Below are 26,474 nucleotides of genomic sequence, written 5' to 3' on the forward strand. Positions count from 1 at the left end.
ACGATAGACAACGTCTATCGAAACAGGCGCACAGCCTCATCGACCAGGGCCTGAAGAACCGGAGTCTGCGGGTCCCGGCGCGCCGCGATCAGGCCGACGGTATGCTCGGCCTCCGGCTCCACGATCGGAATCGAATGTAATCGGCCATCGGCGACGAACATGTCGGCAAGCTTCTTCGGAACAACCGACGCCCAACGCCCGGTCAGCACATGCGACACCAGGGCCATCGTCGAGTTCGATTCGATCATCGGCACCGCATCGACCCCCGCCTCGCCGAGATGCTGGTTGACGATCCGGCGGTTCTGCATGTCCGAGGTCAGCAGGCACAGCGGCACCGACGACAGCTCGTTCCAGCTGACATGACGCCGTGAGGCCAGTTCCGACCCAGGCGCGATCAGCAGCCGGTAGAATTCGGTATAGAGCGGGACTTGCGACACCCGGCCAAGCGGCTCGTTGTCCAGGTAGGTGATCCCGGCCTCAAGGTCCAGGGCCTCGATCCCGGTCAGGATCTCGACGCTGGTCCGGGACAGGATCGACACGCGGACGTTCGGATGTTTCTGGGTGAAAGGGCCGGTCAGGTCGGCCACCATCGGCAGGGCCGTCGGGATCACCCCAAGGCGCAGGTTTCCCGACAACCCGGTGCGGACCACCCGCATCTCGTCCTTCAAGGCCCGCACGTCGCCAACGATCCCCAGCGCGCGGTCCAGAACCCGCTGGCCCTCGGGCGTCAGCCCCTGGAACCGGCTGCCCCGGAACACCAGCTGCACGCCCAGTTGATCCTCCAGTTGCCGGATCGCGGAAGAAAGCGACGGCTGGGTCACCCCGCAAGCTTCTGCCGCTCGGCCAAAATGCCGCTCCTTCGCCAGCGCGATGAACATTTCCAGCTTGTCGATCATGGCCTGACCCTGCCGCGCCCTGCCCTTGCCCGCAAGCCCCTTGCCGGTTGCAGGTCGGGGGCTTACCTCTGGCGCATGAGACGGTTCATCCCCTTCCTGCCCAAACCCGCCTTCGTCCCGGTGATCCGCCTTGGTGGGACCATCGGCACCGGCACCCGCGCCCTGAACGACGAGGCGCTGGCCCCACTGATCGAGAAGGCGTTCAAGATGAAGCCCGTCGCCGTCGCGCTTCAGGTCAACTCACCCGGAGGGTCGGCAGTCCAGTCGTCGCTGATCGCGGCACGAATCCGAAGGCTGGCCGAAGAGAAGAAGGTCCCAGTCCATGCATTTGTCGAAGACGTTGCAGCCTCGGGCGGCTACTGGCTGGCCTGTGCGGCGGACGACATCTGGGTGGACCCCAGCAGCCTTGTCGGGTCGATCGGCGTGATCTTCGCCAGCTTCGGCTTCCCCGAACTGATGGCCCGGCAAGGGGTCGAGCGTCGGGTGGTCACGGCGGGCCGGTCGAAAAGCTTCGCCGACCCCTTCCTGCCGCAAAAGCCGGAAGACATCGAACGCCTCAAGGCCCTGCAAGGACCGATCCATCAGGCCTTCATCGACCACGTCCGCCGCAGCCGGGGCATAAGGCTGGACGACAGCGCCGACCTCTTCAATGCCGACATCTGGGTCGGCCAGCAGGCGGTGGACCTCGGCCTGACCGACGGAGTCGCGCACATGGTCCCGAAGTTGAAACAGCTTTACGGCGACAAGGTCCGGCTCTTGCCGCTCGGGCGCAGGCGCAGCCTGTTCCAGCGGCTTGGCCTGTCACTGGTGGACGAGACCCTGGGTGCGGTCGAGGACCGCGCACTTTGGGCAAGGTACGGCCTCTAGATGCTGTTCAAGATCATCCTCGTCTTCCTGCTGGCGATGGTGCTGATCGCCCTGGTCGGCCGAGCCCTCTTTCCCGGCGCGCTGCCCCGCGTTATTCGGAAACGCAAGGGCGCCCCTGTCTGCGGCACATGCGGGCGCTACCTGATCGGCACCAAGACGTGTGACTGCGGGGGCAAGGCGAAATGACGGCACTGGTGACGGGCGCAGGCAAGCGGCTTGGCCGCGCGATGGCGCTGTATCTGGCGGGGCGAGGGCATGACGTGGCGGTGCACTATGCGTCGTCGGCTGACGAGGCCAAGGCCGTCGTCGCCGAGATCCGCGCAATGGGCCGCAAGGCAGAGGCGTTCCAGGCCGATCTGCTTGATGAAGCGCAGGTTCAGGGCCTTGTCCCGGCCGTGACCGCCGCGCTTGGCCCGCTGACCGTGCTGGTGAACAACGCCTCGATCTTCGAATACGACCGGATCGACACCGCCACCCGCCAAAGCTGGGACCGGCATATGGAATCCAACCTTCGCGCGCCCTATGTCCTGACCCAGGCCTTCGCCCGCCAGTGTCCTGAAGCCACGACCGATGCCAACGGCGAACCCCTGGCTCAGGGCCTGGTCATCAACATGATCGACCAGCGCATCCTGAAACTGACGCCCGAGTTCAGCACCTACACCATCGCCAAGATGGGCCTCTGGGCGCTGACCCAGACCGCCGCTCAGGGCCTTGCCCCGCACGTCCGCGTCAATGGCATCGGTCCTGGCCCGACCCTGAAGGGTGCCCGGCAGACCGAAGACCATTTCGCCCGGCAGCGCGCCGCCACCGTGCTGAAGCGCGGAGCGAACCCGCAGGACATCACTGCAGCACTGAGGTTCTTTCTGGACAGTCCGGGCGTCACGGGCCAGTTCATCGCCGTCGATGGGGGCCAGCATCTCGGTTGGAAAACGCCGGACGTTCTAGGCGTGGAATAGCCCTTCCAGACAGCCCCCGTGTCAACTTGTCCACTTCTCACGACAGCGTCACGTGTCCGTCACAATTCACTTGGAAATTCAGGGATTTGCGCCAAAGAAGAAAATCTTTTCTGTCTTTTCATATGGTTACAAATCTGCACAAAAAATGAGCATCCTCACGAAACGGGCCGAAAACAAGGGAAATTCCGCTCTCCCGAAATCTTGTCCTCTGACTTATCCCCAGATTCCGTGGACAGCTTTGCTCTTGCCTAGTCCCCCTGTTCGGTGGCAGCCCAGAGCGAGAATCGACATAGTGTAAACCATGCCCGAGTCCTTAGACCCAAAACCCCGCAGCGGACATGAGGTGATCCAGGATTACCTGAAGACTCTCGACGGCAGTCCCGGCGTCTACCGGATGCTGAACGCGGCCTCCGAAGTGCTGTATGTCGGCAAGGCGCGCAACCTCAAAGCCCGCGTGTCGAACTACGCGCGCCCCTCGGGCCATTCCGGCCGCATCGCCCGGATGATCCATGAAACCGCCTCGATGATGTTCCTGACCACCCGGACGGAACTTGAGGCGCTGCTTCTGGAACAGAACCTGATCAAGCAGCTGAAGCCGCGCTACAACGTGCTTCTGCGCGATGACAAGTCGTTCCCGAACATCCTGATCTCCTCGGAACACCCCTATCCGCAGATCAAGAAGCACCGCGGCAAGAAGTCGGAAAAGGGTGCCTACTTCGGCCCCTTCGCCAGCGCGGGCGCGGTGAACCGCACCCTGAACCAGTTGCAAAAGGTCTTCCTCCTCCGCAACTGCTCCGACTCCATCTTCGACAGCCGCACCCGCCCCTGCCTGCAATACCAGATCAAGCGTTGCTCCGCCCCCTGCGTCGGCAAGATCTCCCCCGAAGGCTACGCCACCCTTGTCGCCGACGCCACGCGGTTTCTGGAAGGCAAGACAACCTCGGTCCAGGCCGATCTCGCCAAGGCGATGACCGAGGCGTCGCAGGCGATGGAATTCGAACGCGCCGCCGCCCTCCGCGACCGGATCAAGGCGCTGACCCAGGTCCAGCAGACCCAGGGCATCAACCCGCAAGGCGTCGCGGAAGCCGACGTCGTCGCGCTCCACCTTGAACACGGGCAGGCCTGCGTGCAGGTCTTCTTCATCCGCGCCAACCAGTCCTGGGGCAACCGCGACTTCTACCCCAAGACTGGCGCCGGGGCCGAAGAGCCCGAGATCATGGAGGCTTTCCTCACCCAGTTCTACGACGACAAGGACCCGCCCCGGCTGATCCTCCTCTCCCACCCCGTCGACAACCCCGATCTGGTGACCGAGGCCCTGACCGCCCGCGCCAACCGCCGCGTCGAACTCGCCGTCCCCCAGCGCGGCGAAAAGGCGGAACTCGTCGAAAACGCGACCCGCAACGCCCGCGAAAGCCTCGCCCGCCGGATGGCCGAGTCCACCACGCAGAACAAGCTCCTCCAGGGCCTCGCCGAAGCCTTCGACCTCGACGCCCCGCCGCAGCGGATCGAGGTCTACGACAACTCGCACATCCAGGGCACCAATGCCGTCGGCGGGATGATCGTGGCGGGGGCCGAGGGGTTCCTGAAATCGCAATACCGCAAGTTCAACATCCGGTCCGAGGCCGGGGCCAACTCCGACGACTTCGGCATGATGAAGGAAGTCCTGACCCGCCGCTTCGAGCGCCTGCTGAAGGAAGACCCCGAGCGCAAGACCGACATGTGGCCCGACCTCCTCCTGATCGATGGCGGGGCAGGGCAGGTGTCGGCCGTGGCCGAGATCATGAACGAACTCGGGGTGGAGGACATCCCAATGGTCGGCGTCGCCAAAGGCATCGACCGCGACGCCGGGAAGGAAGAATTCCACCGCCCCAATGAGCGCCCCTTCGCCCTGCAACGCAACGACCCCGTCCTCTACTTCATCCAGCGCCTGCGGGATGAGGCCCACCGCTGGGCCATCGGCGCCCACCGCGCCAAACGGGCGAAGGCCGTCAGCCTGACCCCCCTCGACGACATCCCTGGCATCGGAGCCACCCGCAAACGCGCCCTCCTGCAACACTTCGGCAGCGCAAAGGCGGTCGCCCGTGCGGGGCTGTCGGATTTGCAGGCCGTGGACGGGATTTCCGAAGCGATGGCCAGGACAATCGCGGACTACTTCTCGGCGAAGGGGTGACCCGTAGGTCGGGGTTCACCCCGACTCCTTCCACCCTGTCATCCCCGCGAAGGCGGGGACCCATTTGGCGCGTGATGGATCCCCGCCTTCGCGGGGATGACAAGATCATTTGCACTCTCCAATTGAGAAACTTCCGGGGCCAAGATTGTTTGACAACTCATTGTCGGCGATTGCCCCGCTCTTTCCGCTCAATCGCCTGTACGGACTCTTATAGCTACACATCCACCCCAAAACCCCCTCAACCCGCCCCTCCGTCACCGCCTCCTCCGTGATCTCCAGCGTCACCGCCTTCAACCGCACCCCCTCACCAAACACCGCTGCAAGGTCCTCCGGGTTCACCTCCTGCACCGTCTCGGGGTTGGTGATGTCGTCAAAGGTCACCAGCATCGGATACTGATACTCCGGCACCATGATCACGCCCCGTGCCCGGTTGCTCCGGTAATGCACCTCGCTGAAAAGCGCCTGATCGAGCACCCGCCCCTCGCGACCGGCGATAGAGGCGGCGGCGACCGAGCCCATGTATTCCGTCGTCCCCGCCCCCTTCAGCAGCGCAAAGAGGTAGCGCCCCGGCATGACCTCAATTACCACCGCCTCGCCGGTCAGGTCCCAGCTCCAGCCCATGCCATCCCAACGGATCCAATGCTTGCGCCAACTGACCGCGCTGACCGCAGACGCCGAAAGCTCGCCCGCCGGGGTCTCTACCGTGATGGTCAGCTTCTGGTGCCAGCTGTACCGCCCCTGCGACACGACCACCCAAGTCAGCGCAGCCACCACAGCAGCAACGACCAGAACCTTCTTCTCCCACATCACCCAACCTCCACCGCACCGCCTCACCCTACCACACCAACGCCCGGCGGCCCCCTCCGAAACCCCAGACCATTTCATGTCCTCAAATATCCCCGCCGGGGTATCCGCCGCCCACCCCAGGCGCTCCCCAACCCCCTCAGCGCACCAGAAGCAGCAAGCGCCTCCCCTCCCCCAACGTGGGGAGGGGCCGGGGGTGGGGGGTACCCGGCCAACACCGATTCGCGACGGATGGTTAACGGGCCCTCAAAGATACGCGCGTAGAGACGGAAGGAAGACGCAAGCAAGACACAAGGAAGACCCCGTATCTACAGCCAACCCCTTGATCTAACACAGCGAACGCCGCCCCAGCGGCTACTTCACCACGAACCCATGCGCAAACGGATCCCGGTCGTCGATGAAGATCGTGTTGATCCCCGTCTGCCGCGCCCACCCGGCGATGGACGGTACAATCGCCTCCCGCCCCGCCACCGTCGCCGCCGCCTCGACCCGACCCTTGAAGATCGACCCGATGATGCTCTCATGGTGGAACTCGTCCCCCACGCGCAGCTTACCCTTGGCCGCCAGCTGCGCCATCCGGGCCGAGGTTCCGGTCCCGCACGGGCTGCGATCAATCGCTTTTTCCCCATAAAACACGGCGTTACGGGCATGCGCCCCCGGCACCGTGGGCTTCCCAGTCCACAGGATGTGGCTCAGCCCCCGGATCGCCGGATGCTCGGGATGCACAAACTCATACTTCGCATTCAGCGCCGCCCGCAGCTTCGGCGACCACCCCACCAGCTCCCCCGCCGTATGGTCCGCCATGTCGCGGAAACACTTCTGCGGCTCGACGATGGCATAGAAGTTGCCGCCATAGGCCACGTCGACAACGACCTCGCCCAGACCTTCAACGTCCGCCGTAAGCCCTTCTGCATAAAGGAAACCCGGCACGTTGGTCAGCCGAACCTCTTCGACAAACCGCCCGTCCTGTATATACGAAACCTCGACCCTTCCGGCGGGAGCATCCACCGCCAGCCGCCCCGGTTCGCGCGGGGTAATCAGCCCATTCTCGATCCCCATTGTCACCGTTCCGATCAACCCATGACCACACATCGGCAGGCAGCCAGAGGTCTCGATGAACAGCACCCCAACGTCGCAATCCGGGCGTGTCGGCGGATACAGGATCGACCCCGACATCATGTCGTGCCCCCGGGGTTCGAACATCAGTCCGGTCCGTATCCAATCGTAATCCTTCAGGAAATGCGCGCGCCGTTCCAGCATCGTTGCCCCCTCCAGCCGGGGGCCTCCGCCCGAGACCAGCCGCACCGGATTGCCGCAGGTGTGCCCGTCCAGGCAAGAGAACGTATATACGGCCATGTCAGAACCTTTGCGGGCTGAAAGGGGTCAGGTTGATCGGCGGTGCGGCATCGGTCAGCAGGTCCGCCACGATCCTTGCCGTCCCGGCGCTTTGGGTCAGACCAAGGTGACCGTGGCCGAATGCATATACAACATGCGGGGAGGCCTTGGCCCGCCCGATGGCCGGCAGACTGTCCGGCAGCGACGGCCGGAAGCCCATCCATTGCCGCCCGCCCTCGGTCTTCAGGGAGGGCAGAAAAGTCTTTGCCTTCCGCAACATCGCCTCGGATCGCTTGAAGTTCGGCGGCAGGGACAACCCGCCCAGCTCCACCGCCCCGCCGACCCTGACGCCGGTCGACAGGCGCGAGACGACGAAGCCGTGCCCGCCAAACGTGACCTGGCAGCGCAGGTCAAACGCGTCCGTCGGAAGCGTGGTGTTATAGCCGCGTTCGGTTTCCAGCGGGATACGCTCACCCAGCGTCGCGGCGATCCGGTGCGAAAAGGCCCCGGCGCTCAGCACGACCTTGTCGGCGATCAATGGCTCGGCCTTGGTCGGTATATACACCCTCCCGTCCTGCGGCGTCAGCCCCGTGACCTCGGCCCGCAGGATCGTCCCGCCTTGGGCCTGGAACCGCGCCGCCAGTGCCAGCACATAATCCATCGGGTCGGCTATGGACCACCAGCCGGGGGTGAAGGTGCCACGCGTGAAACGGGGGGAAAGGCCGGGTTGCACCTCGGTCATCTCTTCCGCGTTCAGGTGGCGGAAGTCGATCCCGTGGGCCGTCCTGGCCTCCCAGCCGGGAAGCGAGGCGCGGAACTCGGCTTCGGTCTCATAGACCTGAAGGTTGCCATCCTTGCGCAGCATCCCCAGCGTGCCGGTCGCGGCCAGAAAAGGCTCTAGCTCGGCCCGCGACAGGTCCATCATCGCCGTTTGCGCAGCGGTTGAGGCCGCCACCGCGCGTGGCGAACAGGCCCGCCAGAAGCGGTAAAGCCAGGGGGCGATCTGCAGCGCGTAGGCAGGCGGGATGGTCAGCGGGCCGAGGGGGTCCAGCAACCACTTCGGCGCCTTGCGCAAGATACCGGGCGAGGCCAGCGGCAGGATGTCGGTAAACGCAAACGCCCCGGCATTGCCTGCCGAGGCCCCGGCGGCGGGGCCTTCGCGGTCCACCACCGTGACAGTCAGACCCCGCGCTTGCACCATCAGGGCGGCGGACAGGCCGATGACCCCGGCCCCGATGACGATGACCTTCATGTCAGGCGGCGTATTTCCGAGCCTCGGGCTGCTTGGCCCAATCGGCATACCAGGCGTCGAACATGCGCAGCTGGGCTTCGATGAAGCCCTTCTGGCTGGCCGACAGCTCATCGCCCTCGGTGAAGTGGTGGGTATAGGCCGCTTCGCCGCGCAGGACCATCATGTGCTTGAAGAACAACACCAAATCGGGGCCAGCGTCGACCTCGGACAGGACCTGCATCGCCTGGTCCAGCTCATAGGCCAGCCGCCTTGCCTCGGCATCGCCGTTCTGCGCGGCCTTGCACAGCGAGACCAGATGCAGCACCTCACGCGGCAGCACGTTGCCAATCCCGGTGATCGCGCCGTCGGCGTTGCAGTTGACGTAGCCGTGGTAGACGGCTGTATCGACACCGATCATAAGCTTCAGGTCAGCGTCCGCCCCGGTGATCGCATTCGCGGCATAGGACAGATCGTCATAGCCGCCGAATTCCTTGAAGCCGACAAGGTTCGGATGCTCGGCCCGGATCTGGAAGAAGAGGTCGGCCTTGGTGGAATAGCCATAGTAGGGGCTGTTGTAGATCACGGCGGGCAGCTTCGGCGCCGCCGACAGCACCGCCTTGAAATGCAGCCGCTGCGCCGCGACGACTGTGCCGCGCGACAAGAGACGGGGGATGACCATAAGGCCATGTGCGCCGACCTTCTGGGCATGGGCGGCAATGGCGGCTGAGGTGGCTGTATTTACAGCACCCGTGCCGACGACGACCTTGATCCCGGCTTTCACCAGCCGCTCGACACCCTCCATCCGTTGTTCGGTGGTGAGCAAGGGCCAGTCGCCCATCGAGCCGCAATAGACGACGGCGGCCATGCCCAGACCCACAAGCTCTTTCGCCTTGGCGACAAGCGTGTCGAAGTCCGGGCTCCGGTCCGCGTTGCAAGGGGTCATCAGGGCCGGGATGGTGCCCGAGAAGATATCCGATTTCATGCTTCAATCCTTCTATAGGCGGGCGAATCCGCAGGTGTGTGATTGCAGGATATACTTTGCATTTTATTTGTCGACAAGATTTTCAAAGCGCGATGTCTACTCGCAGATCGCGTGCCATCATCTGCTGGATCTGTTGGACGATCTTGTCGGCGTGGTCCTTCGCCAGCCGGTCGCAAGTCGCGATATCGCGCGCGGCGATGGCGGTGATGATCGCTTCGTGTTCTTGTATATACGGGTGCGGCAGGCGCGGCTCGAAGGTGGGATAGTAATACAGCCGCAGGATACGGCGGCCCTCATCCAGAAGGCGCGAGAAAAGCTGAAGGTAGTAGGGGTTGCGTCCCGCCTCGGCGATGGCGACGTGGAAGTCGCGGTTCAGTTGAATCATTCCGGCAGTATCCCCAGCCAGAACAACCCGGGCGAAGGCGCTTTGCCTGGACCGGATCTCGGCCAGATCGGCAGCATCATGGAATTGGGCCGCGAGGCGGGTGGTGACACGATACATCAGGGTCAGCGCGTCGAAGAAGTGATGCAGGTTCGGGAAATCGATCTGCGAGACCACGGTGGAGCGGTTCGGCAGCAACGTCACCAACCCATCGCCTGCCAGCCGTACCAGCGCCTCGCGGATGGGAGTGCGCGACATCGACAGCCGATCGGCCAGGCCGATTTCGTCAACCGGCTCACCCGGTTGCAGGGTCAGATTCAGGATTTCGTCGCGCAGGGTATCGTAGACGAACCGCGCGCCGGTGCCGCGCTTGCGTTCTTGTGGGTCTTCTTCGGACATGGCCATTCCTCTTGTCGACAAGAGGCATACAACGGTCGCGGCCTCAGGCGTAGCAAAAATCGCGGCCCGGAACCGGTGTCACGCCCTGCGTCGCTCCGATCTGCGGATTGCTGTCGCCGTCGGCGCGAACCACCATCTCGCCCAAGCCCGGTACCTCAAGGTAGATCACTGTGTCGGCCCCCAGCCGTTCGACATGGCGGACAGTTCCGGTCCAGCGGGGCGCATCGCTGGTCAGGCGCAGATGTTCGGGGCGGATGCCATAGGTGCCGCACGGTTCCCCCGCCGCCTTGCCAGGATAGAGGTTCATCTTCGGGCTGCCGATGAAACCGGCGACAAAGGGCGAAACGGGGGCATTGTAAAGCTCCATCGGGCTGCCGACCTGCTCGATCTTCCCGCCGTTCAGAACCACGATCTTGTCCGCCATCGTCATCGCCTCGACCTGGTCGTGGGTCACGTAGATCATGGTGGCACCCAGCTTGCGGTGAAGATCGCTGAGTTCGATCCGCATCTGTGCGCGCAAAGCGGCGTCAAGATTGGAGAGCGGCTCGTCGAAGAGAAAGACCTTGGGATCGCGCACGATAGCCCGGCCGATCGCGACGCGCTGGCGCTGACCACCCGACAGGGCCTTGGGCTTTCGGTCCAGGTAATCGGTCAGCTTCAGCGCGGCGGCGGCGGCTTCGACCTTGGCCTTGATTTCTGCCTTGGGCAGCTTGGCAAGCGATAGGCCGAATCCGATATTATCGCGCACGCTTAAATGTGGATACAGCGCATAGCTTTGAAAAACCATCGCAATTCCGCGGGCTGACGGTTCGGCATCGGTCACATCGGCGCCGCCAATCTCGATAACGCCCGATGTCGCCTCTTCCAGCCCCGAGATCAGGCGGAGGAGCGTGGACTTCCCGCAGCCCGACGGCCCGACAAAGACGCAGAACTCGCCGGGTTCAACTGTCAGGTCGACGCCCTTTATCACGTCCACGGCGCCAAAACTCTTGCGGATGCCTCTCAGGACAACGGATGAGGTGGACGTCATGCGCTACCCTTTCACCGCGCCGGAGGTCATTCCGGCGACGATCTGGCGGTTGAAGAAGATGAACACGAAAAGCGGCGGGATGGTCACCAGCAGGATGTTCATGAACAGAAGGTTGTACTGGCTTTGGAACTGGCTCTGGAAGTTGAAGAGCGTCAGCTGGACGGTGACGTTCTCTTTCCCGGGCAGGTAATACAGCGGGTTGGTGAAATCGTTGAAGATGGCGATGGACTGCACGACGATCAGCGTGACGGTCACGGGTTTCAGAAGCGGCAGGATCACCTTGAAGAACACCTGCCAGGACTTCGCGCCGTCGATGATGGCGGCTTCGTCCAGATCCCGGGGGATGGTGCCGATGAAGCTGCGGTAGAGCAGGACCGAGAAGGCCAGGCCATAGGCGACCTGGATGAGGATCATTCCGTGGATCGTCTTGAAGAGGCCGATGGCCTGCAGGACCCAGATCGTCGGCACGATAGCCGGGGGAACCATCAAGCCGATCAGGATGCAGGCGTAGATCAACTTGTTCCAGCCCGAGGGGCGGCGCTGCAGCACATAGCCCACCATCGCGCCGAAGATCACAAGCAGGGTGACGGCCCCAACGGTGATGACGATAGAGTTGAAATACGCCAGCATGAGCATGTAGTTGCGGGTCTGCACGACGTCGACCAGGTTCTGCCAGAAGTGCCATTCCGACGGCCAGGAGAACAGGAAAAGCGCCGCCTCCTGCTTGGTCTTCACCGCCATGAACAGGATGAAGATGAAGGGAAGAATGAACACGACTGTCGCGACCAGCAGCGCGAGGATGCCGATGGTGCGGCGGCGGGTAGCGTCGCGGCGCAGGCTCACAGGTCGACCTCGCGCTTGTTGAACCAGTAGGTCAGGGGCAGGATGATGACGGCGATGAGCAGGAACAGGATCACGTTCCCGGCCGTCGCCAGCCCATAGAAGCCTGCCTGATACTGCTTGTAGATCACCGAGGCGAGGACGTCCGATGCGAACCCAGGTCCCCCGCGCGTCGTGGCCCAGATGATGTCAAAGGACCGCAGGCCGCCGATCAGCGACAGGGTGACGACCGTCACGGTCGCGGGGCGTACCAGCGGCACGGTCACGCGCCAGAACTGCTGCCACCGCGTTGCGCCGTCGATCCGGCTGGCTTCGTAGTATTCGGGGGAAATCGCCGCCAGACCGGCGATGTAGATCAGCGTTGCCAGGCCCACACCCTTCCAGATGTCGATCATCGCGACCGAGTACAGCGCCAGCGCCGGGTCCGATAGCCAGGCCGGGCCGTCGATGCCGATCGACTCCAGCCCCAGGTTGATGACCCCCCGTGTCGGGTGCATCAGCGCGGCAAAGGTGATGCCAACGCCGATCGTGGATACCAGCACCGGGAAGAACACGACGGACCGCAGGAACCCCTGCATCCAGATCCCGCTGGTAAGCAGGACAGCCAGCATCAGCCCAAGCACAGTCTTCGCGCCCGAGGTTACCACGGCGTAGATCAGGGTGTTGGTCAGGCCCTGGATCAGGAACGGCTCCTTGAAGAACTGGCGGTAGTTGTCCCAGCCAATGAACTCGGCAGCGAACAGGTCCCAGCGGGTCAGGCTGAACCAGAAGCTCGCGATGGTCGGCACCAGGAACAGGGTCACGAAGACCACTGCTGCCGGCAGCACGAACCAGTAGGGATAGGGCGAGGGGCGTCTGGAGGCCATCATCGTCTCGATTGAAGGAAGCCCCCGCCCGTCTGGGGTGGGCGGGGGCGGAACTGGTGTCGGGAGGTTACCAGTTCGGCAGGCCCAACTGCTTGGCCTGCTTTTCGACGTCCTGGTCGTAAAGCGCCGTCGCTTCTGCCGCCGGACGGATGCCGGACCCGACCTCGACCGTGATCTGCTCCAGCGCCGGCCCCTTGATCGGCGACAGGAACTCCAGCGCCGGGGCGGTAGCGCCTTCGGTCTGGAAGTAGGGCAGCATGTCGGCGACCGAGGGCGGCACGTCTGCGGGGAGGGCGCAATCCTTGATCAGGTAGGGGCCGGTCGCACCGATGGCCCCGATCATCGCCTGGCAGCCTTCAACCGATGCGACGAAGTTCAGGAAGTCCTTCGCGGCATCGACATTGGCCGAGGCCGCCGGGATGTACAGCGCCGAGGGCATCCACACGGTCAGACCGTTCTTGTCGGCGGTCGGTCCGGGAAGAGCGAAGTAGCCCAGGTCGTTGATGTTGTCCGGCGTGTTCTGCTTCACCGTCGCCATCGCGAAGGTCAGCATCGGATAATGCGCCGCCTCGCCGGTGGCGACCATGCGCATCCCGTCCTCGAACTTCGCCACGCCGAAGTCTTCGTTCATGTAGCCCGCCTTGAACACGTCCTCAAGATACTGGAAGCCCCGCGCCGCTGCCGGAGTGTTGGCATACTTTGCCTTGTTCGCGGTGTAGTCGTCGGCAAAGGTCGGCACCTCGGCCTGCACGTTGAAGAAGTCGCCCAGCACGAAAAGCTGGCTGGTCCAGGTATCACCGAAGGTCGTGGCGACCGGGACCTTGCCTGCCTCTTTGATCTTGGCATTGTTGGCCATGAACTCGTCCCAGGTCTTGGGCACACTCAGGCCAAGCTCTTCATAAAGCTTGCGGTTGTAGTAGACTCCGCCGCCCATCGCCGCGCCGAAGGGCACCCCGCGCACGGTCCCGTCCGGGGCGGTCACGACCGGCTTGAAGCTGTCGATGACGTTCGCTTGTCCCGGCAGGTCGGTCAGGTCGGCCAAGGTATCTGCGGGGCGCAGCGCCTGGAACAGCGAGCCAGAATTGTACTGGATGATGTCACCCGCTTCGCCGGTGGCAAGCCGGGTCTTGACCATGTTGTCGCCCTCGGACCCGCCTGGGCGGTTTTCCATCTCGAAGGTGACGTCCGGGTTCGCCGCAGTGTAGGCCGCGGTCAGCGCCTCCATCATGGTGATCGTGTCGGCGTTGCCGTCGAGAAGCAGGTTCAGGGTCACTTCGGCCTGGGCCATGCCCGAGGTGAGGGTGATCGCGGCGGCAAGCGCCGCGCTGTGACGCAATGTCTTCATGGTGGGTCTCCTCCCAGAGTTATTGTCAGGTCGTCAGGTCAAAAGTGATCTCGTGCGTTCCTGCGGGAACGGGAAGGCCAGTGTCCGGCACCTCGACGGGCTTTCCGTCCAGGGTCAGAGCCTTGCGCTGGTCGCTGGCGGTCAGCCGCCCGGTGCAGCCTTCCGGCAAGGTCACGCGATAGGTCACGCGGCTGCCCTCCAGCACCCAGCCAGCCTCGATCCGGCCGTGGCGGCAGTCGTGCCAGGCCTGCACCGGGTTGAGGGCGGGCAGGATCAGCGGGTTCAGCGTGACTTCGTCAAAGCCCGGCTTGCCAGGTACCGGAGCGACACCGGCCACCCCCTCGAACAGCCATTGGCACACCGCGCCGTAGGCGTAGTGGTTGTAGCTGTTCATGTCGGGGTCGTAGATCGTGCCATCCTCACCCAGCGCGTCCCAGCGTTCCCATATCGAAGTCGCGCCCCGGTCCACCTGATACAGCCAGCCCGGCACCTTGCGGTTCAGGAAGATCTTCTCGGCCAGGTCGGCCATCCCGTGCATCGTCAGCGCGGGCAGGATCGCCGGGGTGCCGATGAACCCCGTTCCGATCAGCCCATCGGCATCCTCGACCACCCGGCGGAAATAGGCCTTCCCGGCCTCGTGGTATTCCGGCGGGACCAGACCATAGAGGAACGCCAGGCTCCAGGACGTCTGGTCGTTGTGCGCGATCCGGCCCGAGGGGGAAAAGAACTCGTTCTTGAACGCGACCCGGATCGCCTCCGCCCGCTCGCGCAGCGCCTTGGCCTGATCTTCCTCACCAATCAGTCCGGCAATTTTCGCCGCCAGGTCGGTCGAGATGAAGTGGTAGATTGTCGCCGCGCAGTCGTCGGCGATGGTCGGCCGCGGCTTGCGGTTGTCGCCAACCGGCTGAATCCAGTCGCCGAAGGTAAAGCCAGGCCCGCCCCATTCCGCCGACGGACGGATGATCGGGCCGTTGGAGATATTCCACAGATAATCCAACCACTTAAGCATGGCCGGAAAGTTTTCTGTCAATACACCTGTATCTCCATAGTGTAGATACAACTGCCACGGGATAATGACGATGGCGTCGCCCCATCCGGTTGAGCCAGCCCAGTCGCCGCGCCCCTCGATCGGGTGCAGTCGGGTCGGGTCCGGCGAGAAATGCGGCACCGCCCCGTTGGGTCGCATGTCGTGTCGCACATCGCGGAGATACTTCTTCAGGAAGCTCTCGCAATCCGCCAGCCAGCAGGCAGTCCCGGCAAAGACCTGCGCGTCGCCGGTCCAGCCAAGGCGTTCGTCCCGCTGGGGGCAGTCCGTTGGAATCTCGATGAAGTTCGACCGCTGCGACCAGATCGTGTTCAGGACCAGCCGGTTGACCGAAGGTTCGCCACAGGTGAAGCCGCCCGCCTGTTCGGGGACCGAGGTCACCGGGATCTGGTGGATCGACACCATATTTGCCCCGCCGGTCAGAGTGACGCGGGCGTAGCGGAAACCGAAGAACGTGAACATCGGCGCGTATGTCTCGATGCCAGCGCCTTTCAGGGTATAGTGCTGCTCCGCCCGGGCCGATCGGAAGTTCCGGTTGTCGAAGGCGCGGTTCGGCCCCAGCACCTCGGAGAACTCCACCCGCACATGCGCGCCTGCCGGGCCCTGGACCGCAATCCGCGCATAGGCGCCGCAATTCTGGCCGAAGTCGTAGACCACCGTCTCGCCATCTTGCCAGCTTTCCAGCGGGGCAACCGGCTCCATCTCCTTCACCGGATCGGTTTCATGCGGCACCAGTAGGGCGCGGTCGAAGGGCAGCACCTCGACGCCATGTGTATCTACAACCGCAATCCGGGCGTCGTAGTCCTCGCCGTGGTAGATGCCATTCCCCGTCACCGGCGTCAGCCCCGACCGCCACGAAGCATCCGTCTTCAGAACCGTCTTGCCGCCCGCCATCAACTCGGCAAAGGCGCCGATCCGGTCGCCCCAGGTGTTCGGGATCGGGTTCAGCGCCCACATCAGGCGCGAGCGATACCAGCCGTCACCCAGCCAGATCTCCAGCCGGTTCTGCCCCGGTTGCAGAAGAGAGGTGACGTCATAGGACTGATAGGCGATCCGGTCGTCATAGCAGGTCCAGCCGGGGGTCAAGAGGTCGTCGCCCACGCGCTGTCCGTTAAGAAAGGCGCGGTACAGACCTTGAGCCGAGAGATGCAGGACCGTCCCCGGTTCCAGCTGCTCCAATGAAAAATCGCGCGCGACGTAACTCCCTGGCCCGCCCGTGCCCGCGTCGCAGGTCGGAGCAATCATTTCCGCCGTGAAAGTGTTCTTTGACAAACCGATACCGGCTGCGGACAAAGCCCGCACCTGCCCCTCAAGGCCCATTCAGACATCCTCCCAAGGGTGCCGAATCAGGTCTCCTCCCGTTTCGTGCACCGTTCTACGTAAATCATTCTACAAGCCGATTTGCCTTGCAACAGTTTTTTGCTAGGGTGCCGAAAGGAGACCAGCATGGCCGATGGCGATACAGAAACCCGCGTCACGATCCGCACCGTCGCGGCGGATGCGGGCGTGTCTGTCGCCGCCGTCTCCAAGGTCATGCGCAATGCCTATGGCGTGTCGGATGCCCTTCGGCTCAAGGTCGAAGCCAGCATCGAACGGCTTGGCTACCGCCCCTCGGTTGCCGCACGGGGGATGCGAGGCCGCACCTTCACGCTGGGCGTCCTTCTGGTAGGGATCGACAACCCTTTCCTGCCCGGCATCTATCAGGGCATCGAAAGCGTCACGGAATCAGCCGGTTACAAGATCATGGTCGGCGTCGGTGCCGCCCGCGCCCGAACCGAGGTTTCGCTGATCGAGCAGATGATCGACAACCGGATGGACGGCCTGATCCTGGTCGCCAGCCAGATTGCCGGTGAGACGCTGGAGCATTTCGCCCGTCAGATCCCCATCGTGGTCGTCGGCCACCATGAACCTGCCGCGCAAGGCTATGACACGATCAACAACGACGACCAGATGGGGGCTCGCCTTGCCGTGCAGGCCCTGATCGACCGGGGCTACCAAGACATTGCCTACCTGACCCAGACCGACCAGGACGATCACCTGGCCGACGTCGCCCCGCAGCGCGAGATCGGCTACCGCACCGCAATCCTGGCCGCGAACCTTGCGCCTCGCATCCTGGCCCTGCCGCAGCACGGCGCGCCCCGGGACCATCAGATTCACCAGATGCTGACAGCCCCTGACCGACCCCGGGCGATCTTCTGCTGGTCCGACCTGGACGCAATCCCGCTTCTCAGCGAGGCACTTCGCCTGGGCCTGCGCGTGCCTGAAGACCTTGCGCTGATCGGCTATGACAACTCACCGATGGCGGGCCTCGCAATGATCAACCTTACGTCGGTTGACCAGGACGGTCCGCGGCTTGGAAAACTGGCGGCCGAAGCTGTGTTCACCCGGATGAACGGCAGGCGGGTCGCCGAACACATCCTGATCGAGCCAACCCTCATCCCGCGTGGGAGCTTTTAAGGCTCGACCACGCCGATGCGGCAAAGGATTGCCCATTCCTCGGGGCTGACCGGCTGGACGGACAGGCGCGTGTTGTTGACCAGCACCATCTTTTCCAGCCCGGGGATGACCTTACATTCGTCCAGCGTGATCGCCCGCTGCATCGGTTTGACGGCCTTGATCCAGACGCAGTCCCAGCGCGGGTCATCCGTAGTGCTGTCGGGGCTGCTTTCGCGGCAGACCTCGACGATGCCGACGACCTCTTTCCCGATGTTCGAGTGATAGAAGAACCCACGGTCGCCAAGCTTCATCGCCCGCATGTTGTTGCGCGCTTGATAGTTGCGCACACCGTGCCATTCTTCGCCCTCGTCGCCCTTAGCGACCTGGTGGTCCCAGCCCCACACGTCGGGTTCGGACTTGAACAGCCAGTAATTCATCCGATCACCCGCTTCCATTCCTGCACCATCACCGACTGGAACAGCCCCGCCTTGGCGTAGGGGTCGCTTTCCGCCCAGGCCTCGGCTTCAGCTAAAGAGCCAACGCCCAGGATCAGAAGGCTGCCGCACATCTGCCCCGCGGCGTCGATGAAGGGTCCGGCCTGCTCGACCACGCCAGTCTCTTGTATATACGCAAGATGCGCCGCGCGATTTTCGACGCGGGTTTGCAGAGCGTTGGGTTTGTCCAGACAAATCAAGGCGTAACGCATGGTCATTCCTGTTTCAGAGGGCGGCTCATCAGCTGCTCGATGGCATCATTCAATGCGATTCTTCCAAGGGCAAGCGCGTTGACCATCGCCGTCACCGGCATCTCGATCCCCCGCCCAGCGGCCAGTTCGACTACGGCGCGGGCGGTCGCCACGCCCTCGACCGTCAGGCGGGGGTCGAAGGCTTCGCCCTTTCCCAACGCACAGCCGAAGCGGAAGTTGCGTGACTGCGCCGACGTACAGGTCAGCACCAGGTCGCCAAAGCCGGACAGGCCCGCCAGCGTCTCGGCCCTGCCGCCCAAGGCCCCAGCCAGCCGCACCATCTCGGCATAGCCCCGCGTCATCAATGCCGCCCGCGCGCTGTCACCCAGCCCGGCACCGATCACTGTTCCGGCGGCAATGGCGACCACGTTCTTCAACGCCCCGCCAAGTTCGGCCCCGATCACATCATCGGTCCTGTATATACGCAGGGTCGGAGTCGAAAGCAGCTCTTGCAACGCCCCGCCATCCCGCGTCGCCAGCGTCAGCGCCGTCGGCAGCCCCCTCGCGATGTCGGCCGCGAAACTTGGCCCGGTCAGGATTGCCGCCTGTGCGCCGGGGCGCCGCGCTTCGATCACCGCCACCGGCCCGCGCAGGGTTGTCAGGTCCACGCCCTTGCAGCAGGCGACCAGCGGTTGCCGGCCGTCGATCTGCGGCCAGGCGTCCAAGGCACCGCCCAAAGCCTGCATCGGCATGGTCAGGAGCAAAGCATCCCCGCCGCAGACTTCCCCGATGTCCTCGTGAGCCGAGACAGTCCCCGGCAGCTCCACCCCAGGCAGCGCAGTGTCGTTGCGCCCCGTCTCGCGCATGAGCCGCACTTGATCCGGGTTGCGCGCCCAAAGCCGGACCTCATGCCCCCTTTTGGCCAGAGCCAGCGCCAGGGCCGTTCCGAAAGCCCCTGCCCCCGCGATCCCGATCATGCCTTGGCCCCCTTCTTCCCCGAGCCAAGCAAGGCCGGAGAGCGATCGTCCAGCGGCCAACGCGGGCGGGCGACAAAATCCATCGTGGGCGACAGACCGGCCCTCAGACGCTCGATCCCGGCCCAGGCGATCATCGCGGCGTTGTCGGTGCAAAGCCGCAGCGGCGGTGCAAGGAATGGCACCCCGGCCTTGGCTGAAACCGTCTCCAACACGGACCGAATGGCCTTGTTTGCAGCAACGCCCCCTGCCACCGCCAAGGCCGTGGGCCGCGCCCCCACCATATCAATCGCGCGCGATGTTTTCATTCCCAGCACATCGGCGACCGCCGCCTGGAACCCGGCACAAAGGTCGCGGCGGTCCTGCACCGTTATCCCGCCCTTCTCGGCCACCAAGGCATCCCGCGCGCGCAGCAATGCGGTCTTCAGGCCAGAAAAGGACATGTCGCAGCCCTCTCGGTCCATCAGGGGGCGCGGGAAGGTGAAGCGCTTTGCATCGCCCCGCGCCGCCTCGGCCTCGACCGATGGCCCGCCCGGCTGCGGCAAGCCCAGCAGTTTCGCCGTCTTGTCAAAGGCCTCGCCCGGGGCGTCGTCGATGGTTCCGCCCAGGCGTACAAAGCGGTCCACCCCCTGCACCAGAAGGAACTGGCAATGGCCACCCGAAACCAGAAGCATCAGGTAGGGAAATTCGACCCCGTCGGTCAGACGGGGCGTAAGGGCATGACCTGCAAGGTGATTCACCGGCACCAGCGGCAAACCTCGCGCTGCGGCCAGCCCACGGGCCAGCATCACACCCGACAATACGCCACCGATCAGCCCCGGCCCGGCCGTGACTGCGATCCCGTCGATCTGGTCCAGCGAGACGCCCGCAGCCGCTAAGGCATCCTCGACCACGCCGTCCAGCCGCTCGGCATGCGCCCGCGCGGCGATCTCGGGCACTACGCCACCAAAGGCTTCGTGAAGGGCCGTCTGACTCAGGACCTGCGATGCCAGGATTTCCGGCCCCGTCTTCCCAAGACGCACCACCGCAGCCGCCGTATCGTCGCAGCTTGATTCGATGCCAAGAAGGGTAAGGGTCCGGTCCATGCCCGCCGTTGCGTGAAGGGTCCCAGGCAGGTAACACCTTGGACATGGCGACACAATCCGCACCCGTCCTCGTGACCCGCCCGCCGGATGAAGGGCAGGCCTTCGCCAAGGCCCTGACGACCCGTTTCGGTGCAAGAGTGCAGCCGGTCCTCTCTCCGCTTCTTGTGCCACGCAACCTGACGCCCCCGTTACCTGACCGTGACTATGCGGCAGTCATCTTTACTTCGGCGCAAGCCGTTCCGGCCTCGCGTGCGATGACAGCGCGCCTGCCCTCTCTTGCATGGTGCGTAGGGCGCAAGACCGCCGAAGCCGCCACTGCCGCCGGGTTTCGGGCCAAGTCCGCCGACGGGGATGCAAAAGCGCTTGTTGCGGCCATCACTGCCGATCCTCCTGATGGTTCGATTTTGTATCTACGTGGTGTAGATACGGCCTCCAACATATTGTCAAATCTGCGTAATATTGGGTTCCACACTGATGAGGCGGTCGTGTATGTACAGGAACCGCAGTCTCTGGCACCGCAGGCACTTGCCCTGCTGCGCGAACCGGTAGACGTCATCGTTCCGCTCTTTTCCCCCCGCACCGCCCGGCTTTTCCGCGCAGCGCTTCCCGACGACACCAGCGCGCGGCTGCACATCGCAGCGATGAGCGGCACCGTCGCCGATGCCTTGGGTGACCTGTCTTGCGTCGTGCTGACCATTGCCAGCCACCCCGACGGCCCCGCCATGCTGGATGCGGTCGAAACCTTGCTTGTCGGCCTCCCCCCGCCTTGAACCTGCGGGCGGCGAGTGCTTAGGTTAGGCCCAGGGACGGAAAGGGCCGCAGCATGACCAGACGCAAGGACCCCCAGCCTGAGGCCGTGCCGCCACAGGACACGCCCCCGGTCGAGACCGTCGCCAACGAGCCCTTCGTGGTGACCGATCCGGTCGATCCGGCCCCAGCACCGCCCGACGCACCGTTGCCCCCACCCCCGTCGCAGGTGATCGTCCGCCGTAGCAGTGTCATAGCCCCCCTGATCGGCGGTGCTCTGGCAGCCATCGGCGGCTTTGCCCTGTCGCACTTCGACGTGCTGGACCTGCGTCCGGCCGACTCGACGGCTGAGGTGGCCGGCCTGACCACGCAACTGACTGACGTCCGAACCCAAATCTCTGGCCTGGAAAGCCAGTCCCACGACCTTGCGGCGCTTTCCCAACGGGTGGCGCAGCTGGAGACCGCCCCCGCGCCCCAAACCCCCGACCTCTCGCGCCTGGACGCCTTCGACCAGCGTCTTGCGGCAATCGAGGCGATGCCGACCGACGGCGCCGCTTCGACCGCCGCCGTGACTGCCAAGCTTGCAGAGCTTGAAAGGCGATTGGCCGCCGTGCCGCAGGGCGCCTCGGCCGAACTGCAACAGCAGCTCGACGCCGCCCTTGCGCGTCTGGACGAGGCAGAGGCCACCGCCACCGCCCGCGCGGAAGAGGCCGCCGTTGCCACTGCTGCCGCCCAGCGGACGCAGGCCCTGGATGCGTTGGCAGCACGGCTGTCGGCTGGTGAGGCTTTCGGAGCCGAGTTGCAGGCACTCGACGATCCGGCCGTTTCGCAAGTGCTTGCTCCCCTTGCCGAAACCGGCATCCCGACCCTGGCTCAGCTGCAAGACGCTTTCCCCGATGCCGCCCGCGAGGCCCTGCGGATCGCGCGCGAGACTGGCGCGAAAGACGGCTGGGGCGGTCGTCTGGTCGATTTCCTGGCCTCTCAGACCGGCGCGCGTCCACTCACGCCGATGGAGGGCGACACGCCCGACGCGATCCTCTCCCGCGCAGATTTCGCCCTGACCGACGGCCGCGTCGCCGATGCCGTGGCCGAACTGCAACCGCTGGACCCCACCGTAAAGGCCGCGTTGGACCCGTGGCTGGCGCAGGCGCAGGCGCATCTCTTGGCTGCTGCGGCGCTGCAGTCCGCTAGGGGGGAATGATGCTCTGGTCGCTGACAAAGGTCGTCCTCTTCGTCGTCATCATCGCCGCGCTGGCTCTGGGCGCGGGCCTTCTGTCCGAAACGGGCCAGGCGCTGCGGATCATTGTCGCCGGGTGGGAGTTCACCATCGGCCCGGTGCAGGCCGTCATTCTGGGTGTCGTCCTCTTCATCGCCGTCTGGCTGACGTTGAAGATACTTGGCCTGCTGGGCGCGACGTTCCGTTTCCTGAACGGCGACGAAACCGCGATTTCCCGCTATTTCGACCGCAATCGTGAACGCAAGGGCTACAAGGCGCTGTCCGAAGGCATGATGGCGCTGGCTTCGGGCGAGCCGCGCCTTGCCCTGACCCGCGCCCAGAATGCCGAGCGTTTGCTCGGAAAGCCCGAGCTGACCACCCTGCTTGTTGCCCAGGCCGCCGAGGCCTCGGGCGACCATCGGCGTGCGACCGAGGCGTACAAGACCCTGCTCAAGGACGACGCGACCCGGTTTGTCGGCGTGCGCGGCCTCCTCCAGCAGAAGTTGGCCGAGGGTGACCGCGAAGTGGCACTGAAGCTGGCAGAAAAGGCCTTCGAGCTGCGCCCCAAGCATGCCGAAACGCAGGACATTCTGCTGCATCTGCAATCCGATGCAGGTGATTGGTCGGGGGCCCGTGCCACCTTGGGCGCAAAACTCAAGACCGGCGCGCTGCCCAAGGACGTCTACCGCCGCCGCGATGCCGTTCTGGCGTTGCAGCAGGCCCGCACGGTCTTTGACGACGCCGCCAGCATCGAGGCGCGCGAGGCCGCCATCGAAGCGAACCGCCTGTCGCCCGACCTGATCCCCGCCGCAGCAATGGCCGCGCGCGGCTACATCTCCAAGGGCGACCGCAAGCATGCGACCCGCGTGCTGAAGAAAGCCTGGGAAGTCCTGCCGCACCCCGACCTGGCCAGCGCCTTTTCCGAGATCGAGCCGGATGAGACGCCGCAGGAGCGCCTGAAACGCTTCCGCACCCTGACCAATGCCCGCCCGGACGCCGACGAATCGAAAATGCTGCTGGCCGAGCTTCTGCTGGCCGCAGAAGACTTCCCCGGCGCCCGCCGCGCGCTGGACGACGTCGCGACCCGGGCGCCGACGCAGCGGGCATTGGCCATTCTGGCCGCAGTCGCACGGGGCGAGGGAGCAGAAGATTCCATCGTCCGCGATCTGGTCGCGCGCGCCATCGCAGCCCCCCGTGGTCCGCAATGGGTCTGCGACAAGTGTCACGCCATCCACGATGGTTGGCAGCCGGTCTGCGACAACTGCGGCAGTTTCGACACCCTGTCCTGGAAGACGCCCCCCGCGACCAGCACCTCACCTGCCCTGGCCGAGCTTCTGCCCCTGATGGACGCACGACCCGAGCCGGAACCAGCCCCCGAACCCCCACCGGAAGCGCAGCTTCCCCTGGACGAGATTGCCCGCCGCGCAAATTAGGGCTACACACTGCGGATGGGCGGTGCTAATAGCCCCGCGCAGAGAAGAGTGCCGGTGTAGCTCAGCTGGTAGAGCACGTCATTCGTAATGATGGGGTCGGGGGTTCGAGTCCCTTCTCCGGCACCATTCTTCTCTCAGGCCACCGCGACAGAAGCAAAAGCCGCCAGACCCTTCGGTCCGGCGGCTTTGCTGTTTTTCAGGCTTCAGCGCTTCGGACCTTTTGGCGGCACGAACCGCTTGGAGGTGTCCTTGGCATCCGCGCGCGGCTTGGCCGGGCGGTCGGACGCGCCAGCCCGGTCGAACGGTTTCTTGGTCCCAAAGCTTTTCGGGCCACCCGGCTTGCCGGCACCTTCGCGCTTCACATAGGGCCGCGCATCGTCGCCCTTCGGCGCATAGGTCTTCTTCGGCCGGTCGCCGTCCTCACGCGGACGGAAGCCTTCGGGCTTTGCCGCATAGGGCTTGCGCGCCGGACGGTCCCCATCCTCACGCGGTTTGAACCCCTCGCTGCGAGGCTTGTAGCCTTCGGTCTTCGCGGCATAAGGCTTGCGGGCCGGACGGTCGCCTTCCGCACGCGGAGCATAATCTCCACGCGGCTTGTAGCCTTCGGTCTTCGCAGCATAGGGCTTGCGGGCCGGGCGATCCCCCTCGGCCCTCGGGGCAGCACCTTCATCTCGCGGCTTGTAGTTTTCCGGCTTGCCCTTGTAGCCACCACCTTCGCTGGCATGGCTCTTGTAGCCCACGGCACGGGCCGGTCGATCCGCCGCGCCACCGTGGCTCTTGAACCCGGTCGAACGCGGGGCCGACTTCTGGTCAGGAGACCAACGCGGCTTCTTCGGAGCTTCGTCCACCCCTTCAGCACGCGGGGCGCGATCCGAATAGGCCGGGCGGGCCGGGCGGTCGTCCTGCCGCTTGTCCTTCCACTCGGGCCGCGCCTCGCTGGCCGCAACGCGCGGCTCATACTTCGGCTTCGGCTTCGGGGTGTATTCGCGCGCCAGAGCATCGGCTTCCCCCTCCTCGACCACACGCGGCGGCTTCGGAACATAGGCCGGCTTCTCCCGGCGTTCGGGACGTTCTGCACGCTCGGGCTTGACGAAGCGTGGCTTGTCCAGATCAGGCTCGCCCTCGATCCGCTCCATCGTCAGGCCCTTGTCCAGCTCGACCGTGCCACCAAACCGGCTGGCCAAGGCTTCGGAGATCTGCACAAAGGTTTCATCCTCACGCACCCGGATCGCGCCGATGCCATCCTTGGCGATGCTGCCCGCATCGCAGATTTTCGGCAGCAACCAGCGTGCCTCGGCACGGCCAGCGCGACCAACAGAAATGCGGAACCAGACCGACGGTCCGAACTCACCCCGTTCGCGCGGGGCAGACGGCGGCGGGACCGGAAGGTCGGTCGAAAGCACTTCCGGGGCAGACCGCCCCTCACGCCACAGCCGCACGAAGGCAGCCGCCAACGCCTCCGCCCCGAACTGCTCCAGCAGGTCCGTGGCAATGCCCAAATCGTCGCCGATGGGCATGGTCAGCGACGGATGCTCCAGAATCCGCAGGTCGTCCTTGGCCTGCACATCGTCCGCCCCGGGGGCCGAGCCCCATTCGGCCACGACCTTCGCCCCAGCCAGCAACCGCTGCGCCTTCTTGTATTCCGCCGGCGTCACGATCAGCGCCGAGACGCCCTTCTTGCCAGCCCGCCCCGTCCGACCCGACCGGTGCAGCAGGGTCTCCGAGTTCGACGGCAGATCGGCATGGATCACCAGCTCCAGACCCGGCAGGTCGATGCCCCGGGCCGCGACGTCGGTGGCGATACAGACCCGAGCCCGCCCGTCCCGCAGCGCCTGCAGCGCATGGGTCCGTTCCTGCTGGCTCAGCTCACCCGACAGCGCCACGACCTGGAACCCCCGGTTGCCCATGCGGGCGAGCAGGTGGTTCACGTTCACCCGCGTCTTGCAGAAAACGATGGCCGTCCGCGCATCATAGTAGCGCAGCACGTTGAAAATCGCATGCTCACGGTCGCGGACCGCCACGCTAAGTGCCTGATATTCGATGTCGACGTGCTGCTTGGCCTCACCCTGCGCCTGAATCCGCAGCGCGTCCTTCTGGAAGGTCCCCGCCAGCTTCTCGATTTCCTTCGGCACCGTGGCCGAGAACATCAGCGTCCGCCGCTCTTCCGGGGCCGCCGCCAGGATGAACTCCAGATCCTCGGCGAACCCGAGGTCCAGCATCTCGTCCGCTTCGTCCAGCACCGCCGCCTTCAGACCCGACAGGTCAAGGCTTCGGCGTTCGATATGGTCGCGCAACCGGCCGGGAGTGCCGACGACAATATGTGCGCCACGCTCCAGCGCGCGCTTTTCGGTGCGGTAGTCCATGCCGCCGACACAGGTCGCGATCTTGGCCCCGGCTCCGGCGTAGAGCCACTCCAGCTCACGCGCGACTTGCAGCGCCAGTTCGCGCGTCGGTGCAATGACCAGCGCCAGCGGGTGATCGGCATACAGCAGCGCGTCCTGCCCGTTCAGCACTTCCGGCGCGATGGCCAGGCCAAAGGCCACCGTCTTGCCCGACCCGGTCTGCGCCGAGACCAGAAGGTCGCGCCCCGCGACGCCTTCGGCCAGAACAGCGTCCTGCACCGAGGTCAGCGCTTCATAGCCCTTGAGGGCCAAAGCCTGCGCCAGCGGCGCGGCCACGTTTTCAATCGTCATGATGTCTTTCCAAAGGGGGGCGAAGCCATGCGCCCATCAAAGCCAAACGGCCTCTGT

24 protein-coding genes and 1 tRNA gene are annotated in these 26,474 nt (G+C 64.8%); 9 read left to right on the forward strand and 16 right to left on the reverse strand.

What is annotated here, in order from left to right:
* Nucleotides 1-14: 14 nt before the first annotated feature.
* Nucleotides 15-896, reverse strand: coding sequence for a LysR family transcriptional regulator (locus Q8M85_RS18845; RefSeq protein ID WP_305547445.1), 882 nt, complete (start codon nt 894-896; stop codon nt 15-17).
* A gap of 75 nt (nt 897-971) precedes the next feature.
* On the opposite strand from Q8M85_RS18845, the gene Q8M85_RS18850 reads away from it, so the two are divergent.
* The 4 genes from Q8M85_RS18850 to uvrC all read left to right on the forward strand — a co-directional run bounded on the left by Q8M85_RS18850 (nt 972) and on the right by uvrC (nt 4,889).
* Complete coding sequence (locus Q8M85_RS18850; protein ID WP_305547447.1) at nt 972-1,763, forward strand: S49 family peptidase; 792 nt, start codon at nt 972-974, stop codon at nt 1,761-1,763.
* Nucleotides 1,764-1,949 (forward strand): hypothetical protein, encoded by a 186-nt coding sequence (locus Q8M85_RS18855; RefSeq protein ID WP_305547449.1) that lies wholly within the window; start codon nt 1,764-1,766, stop codon nt 1,947-1,949.
* Entirely contained in the window at nt 1,946-2,719 is a 774-nt protein-coding gene (locus tag Q8M85_RS18860; RefSeq protein ID WP_305547451.1) for an SDR family oxidoreductase, read from the forward strand. The genes Q8M85_RS18855 and Q8M85_RS18860 overlap by 4 nt, the downstream gene beginning before the upstream one ends.
* A gap of 301 nt (nt 2,720-3,020) precedes the next feature.
* On the forward strand, nt 3,021-4,889 hold the full coding sequence (gene uvrC, locus Q8M85_RS18865) for an excinuclease ABC subunit UvrC (RefSeq protein ID WP_305547453.1): 1,869 nt from the start codon (nt 3,021-3,023) through the stop codon (nt 4,887-4,889).
* 105 nt (nt 4,890-4,994) lie between these two features.
* Here the strand turns inward: uvrC and Q8M85_RS18870 are convergent, their stop codons facing one another.
* The 10 genes from Q8M85_RS18870 to Q8M85_RS18915 all read right to left on the reverse strand — a co-directional run bounded on the left by Q8M85_RS18870 (nt 4,995) and on the right by Q8M85_RS18915 (nt 16,468).
* Nucleotides 4,995-5,696, reverse strand: coding sequence for a hypothetical protein (locus Q8M85_RS18870; RefSeq protein ID WP_305547455.1), 702 nt, complete (start codon nt 5,694-5,696; stop codon nt 4,995-4,997).
* A 351-nt stretch (nt 5,697-6,047) separates the two neighbouring features.
* Nucleotides 6,048-7,049 carry a 4-hydroxyproline epimerase gene (locus Q8M85_RS18875; RefSeq protein WP_305547456.1) on the reverse strand — a complete coding sequence of 334 codons (1,002 nt, stop codon included), beginning with the start codon at nt 7,047-7,049 and terminating at the stop codon, nt 6,048-6,050.
* A 1-nt stretch (nt 7,050) separates the two neighbouring features.
* Nucleotides 7,051-8,280 carry an FAD-binding oxidoreductase gene (locus Q8M85_RS18880; RefSeq protein ID WP_305547457.1) on the reverse strand — a complete coding sequence of 410 codons (1,230 nt, stop codon included), beginning with the start codon at nt 8,278-8,280 and terminating at the stop codon, nt 7,051-7,053.
* A gap of 1 nt (nt 8,281) precedes the next feature.
* The gene (locus tag Q8M85_RS18885; protein WP_305547458.1) at nt 8,282-9,241 is read right to left on the reverse strand and encodes a dihydrodipicolinate synthase family protein; all 960 of its coding nucleotides are present in this window, start codon (nt 9,239-9,241) and stop codon (nt 8,282-8,284) included.
* Between the two features lie 82 nt (nt 9,242-9,323).
* Nucleotides 9,324-10,022: a GntR family transcriptional regulator gene (locus Q8M85_RS18890; RefSeq protein WP_305547459.1), complete on the reverse strand. Its 699-nt coding sequence runs from the start codon at nt 10,020-10,022 to the stop codon at nt 9,324-9,326.
* A 43-nt stretch (nt 10,023-10,065) separates the two neighbouring features.
* Nucleotides 10,066-11,052: an ABC transporter ATP-binding protein gene (locus Q8M85_RS18895; protein ID WP_305547460.1), complete on the reverse strand. Its 987-nt coding sequence runs from the start codon at nt 11,050-11,052 to the stop codon at nt 10,066-10,068.
* A 3-nt stretch (nt 11,053-11,055) separates the two neighbouring features.
* The gene (locus tag Q8M85_RS18900; RefSeq protein ID WP_305547461.1) at nt 11,056-11,895 is read right to left on the reverse strand and encodes a carbohydrate ABC transporter permease; all 840 of its coding nucleotides are present in this window, start codon (nt 11,893-11,895) and stop codon (nt 11,056-11,058) included.
* Nucleotides 11,892-12,758 carry a carbohydrate ABC transporter permease gene (locus Q8M85_RS18905; RefSeq protein ID WP_305547463.1) on the reverse strand — a complete coding sequence of 289 codons (867 nt, stop codon included), beginning with the start codon at nt 12,756-12,758 and terminating at the stop codon, nt 11,892-11,894. Before Q8M85_RS18905 ends, Q8M85_RS18900 begins: the two co-directional genes overlap by 4 nt.
* A 67-nt stretch (nt 12,759-12,825) precedes the next feature.
* The gene (locus Q8M85_RS18910; RefSeq protein WP_305547465.1) at nt 12,826-14,103 is read right to left on the reverse strand and encodes an ABC transporter substrate-binding protein; all 1,278 of its coding nucleotides are present in this window, start codon (nt 14,101-14,103) and stop codon (nt 12,826-12,828) included.
* Nucleotides 14,104-14,128: 25 nt separating this feature from the next.
* Nucleotides 14,129-16,468 (reverse strand): alpha-L-rhamnosidase, encoded by a 2,340-nt coding sequence (locus tag Q8M85_RS18915; RefSeq protein ID WP_305547467.1) that lies wholly within the window; start codon nt 16,466-16,468, stop codon nt 14,129-14,131.
* 126 nt (nt 16,469-16,594) lie between these two features.
* On the opposite strand from Q8M85_RS18915, the gene Q8M85_RS18920 reads away from it, so the two are divergent.
* Complete coding sequence (locus Q8M85_RS18920) at nt 16,595-17,605, forward strand: LacI family DNA-binding transcriptional regulator (RefSeq protein ID WP_305547469.1); 1,011 nt, start codon at nt 16,595-16,597, stop codon at nt 17,603-17,605.
* Here the strand turns inward: Q8M85_RS18920 and Q8M85_RS18925 are convergent.
* From Q8M85_RS18925 to tsaD, 4 genes are read right to left on the reverse strand one after another with little or no spacing between them, the layout of a single operon-like run.
* On the reverse strand, nt 17,602-18,021 hold the full coding sequence (locus tag Q8M85_RS18925) for an EVE domain-containing protein (protein WP_305547887.1): 420 nt from the start codon (nt 18,019-18,021) through the stop codon (nt 17,602-17,604). The two genes, Q8M85_RS18920 and Q8M85_RS18925, sit on opposite strands and share 4 nt — an antisense overlap.
* The gene (locus Q8M85_RS18930; RefSeq protein ID WP_305547889.1) at nt 18,018-18,290 is read right to left on the reverse strand and encodes a YciI family protein; all 273 of its coding nucleotides are present in this window, start codon (nt 18,288-18,290) and stop codon (nt 18,018-18,020) included. The genes Q8M85_RS18925 and Q8M85_RS18930 overlap by 4 nt, the downstream gene beginning before the upstream one ends.
* A 2-nt stretch (nt 18,291-18,292) precedes the next feature.
* Entirely contained in the window at nt 18,293-19,246 is a 954-nt protein-coding gene (locus Q8M85_RS18935) for an NAD(P)H-dependent glycerol-3-phosphate dehydrogenase (protein ID WP_305547471.1), read from the reverse strand.
* On the reverse strand, nt 19,243-20,328 hold the full coding sequence (gene tsaD, locus Q8M85_RS18940) for a tRNA (adenosine(37)-N6)-threonylcarbamoyltransferase complex transferase subunit TsaD (RefSeq protein ID WP_305547473.1): 1,086 nt from the start codon (nt 20,326-20,328) through the stop codon (nt 19,243-19,245). The genes Q8M85_RS18935 and tsaD overlap by 4 nt, the downstream gene beginning before the upstream one ends.
* A 137-nt stretch (nt 20,329-20,465) precedes the next feature.
* Here tsaD and Q8M85_RS18945 point away from each other — a divergent pair, with 137 nt between their 5' ends.
* The 4 genes from Q8M85_RS18945 to Q8M85_RS18960 all read left to right on the forward strand — a co-directional run bounded on the left by Q8M85_RS18945 (nt 20,466) and on the right by Q8M85_RS18960 (nt 23,850).
* Nucleotides 20,466-21,098 (forward strand): uroporphyrinogen-III synthase, encoded by a 633-nt coding sequence (locus Q8M85_RS18945; RefSeq protein WP_305547475.1) that lies wholly within the window; start codon nt 20,466-20,468, stop codon nt 21,096-21,098.
* Between the two features lie 53 nt (nt 21,099-21,151).
* Nucleotides 21,152-22,276, forward strand: a complete 1,125-nt coding sequence (locus Q8M85_RS18950) for a hypothetical protein (RefSeq protein WP_305547477.1) — start codon at nt 21,152-21,154, stop codon at nt 22,274-22,276.
* Nucleotides 22,276-23,724 (forward strand): heme biosynthesis protein HemY, encoded by a 1,449-nt coding sequence (locus tag Q8M85_RS18955; RefSeq protein ID WP_305547479.1) that lies wholly within the window; start codon nt 22,276-22,278, stop codon nt 23,722-23,724. Before Q8M85_RS18950 ends, Q8M85_RS18955 begins: the two co-directional genes overlap by 1 nt.
* 50 nt (nt 23,725-23,774) lie before the next feature.
* Nucleotides 23,775-23,850: transfer RNA gene (locus tag Q8M85_RS18960), tRNA-Thr, on the forward strand.
* Between the two features lie 77 nt (nt 23,851-23,927).
* Here the strand turns inward: Q8M85_RS18960 and Q8M85_RS18965 are convergent.
* A complete protein-coding gene (locus Q8M85_RS18965; RefSeq protein ID WP_305547481.1) occupies nt 23,928-26,417 on the reverse strand; it encodes a DEAD/DEAH box helicase in 2,490 nt (829 codons plus the stop codon).
* Nucleotides 26,418-26,474: the final 57 nt, after the last annotated feature.

The organism is Tabrizicola sp., assembly GCF_030694085.1.
Taxonomy (GTDB): domain Bacteria; phylum Pseudomonadota; class Alphaproteobacteria; order Rhodobacterales; family Rhodobacteraceae; genus Tabrizicola.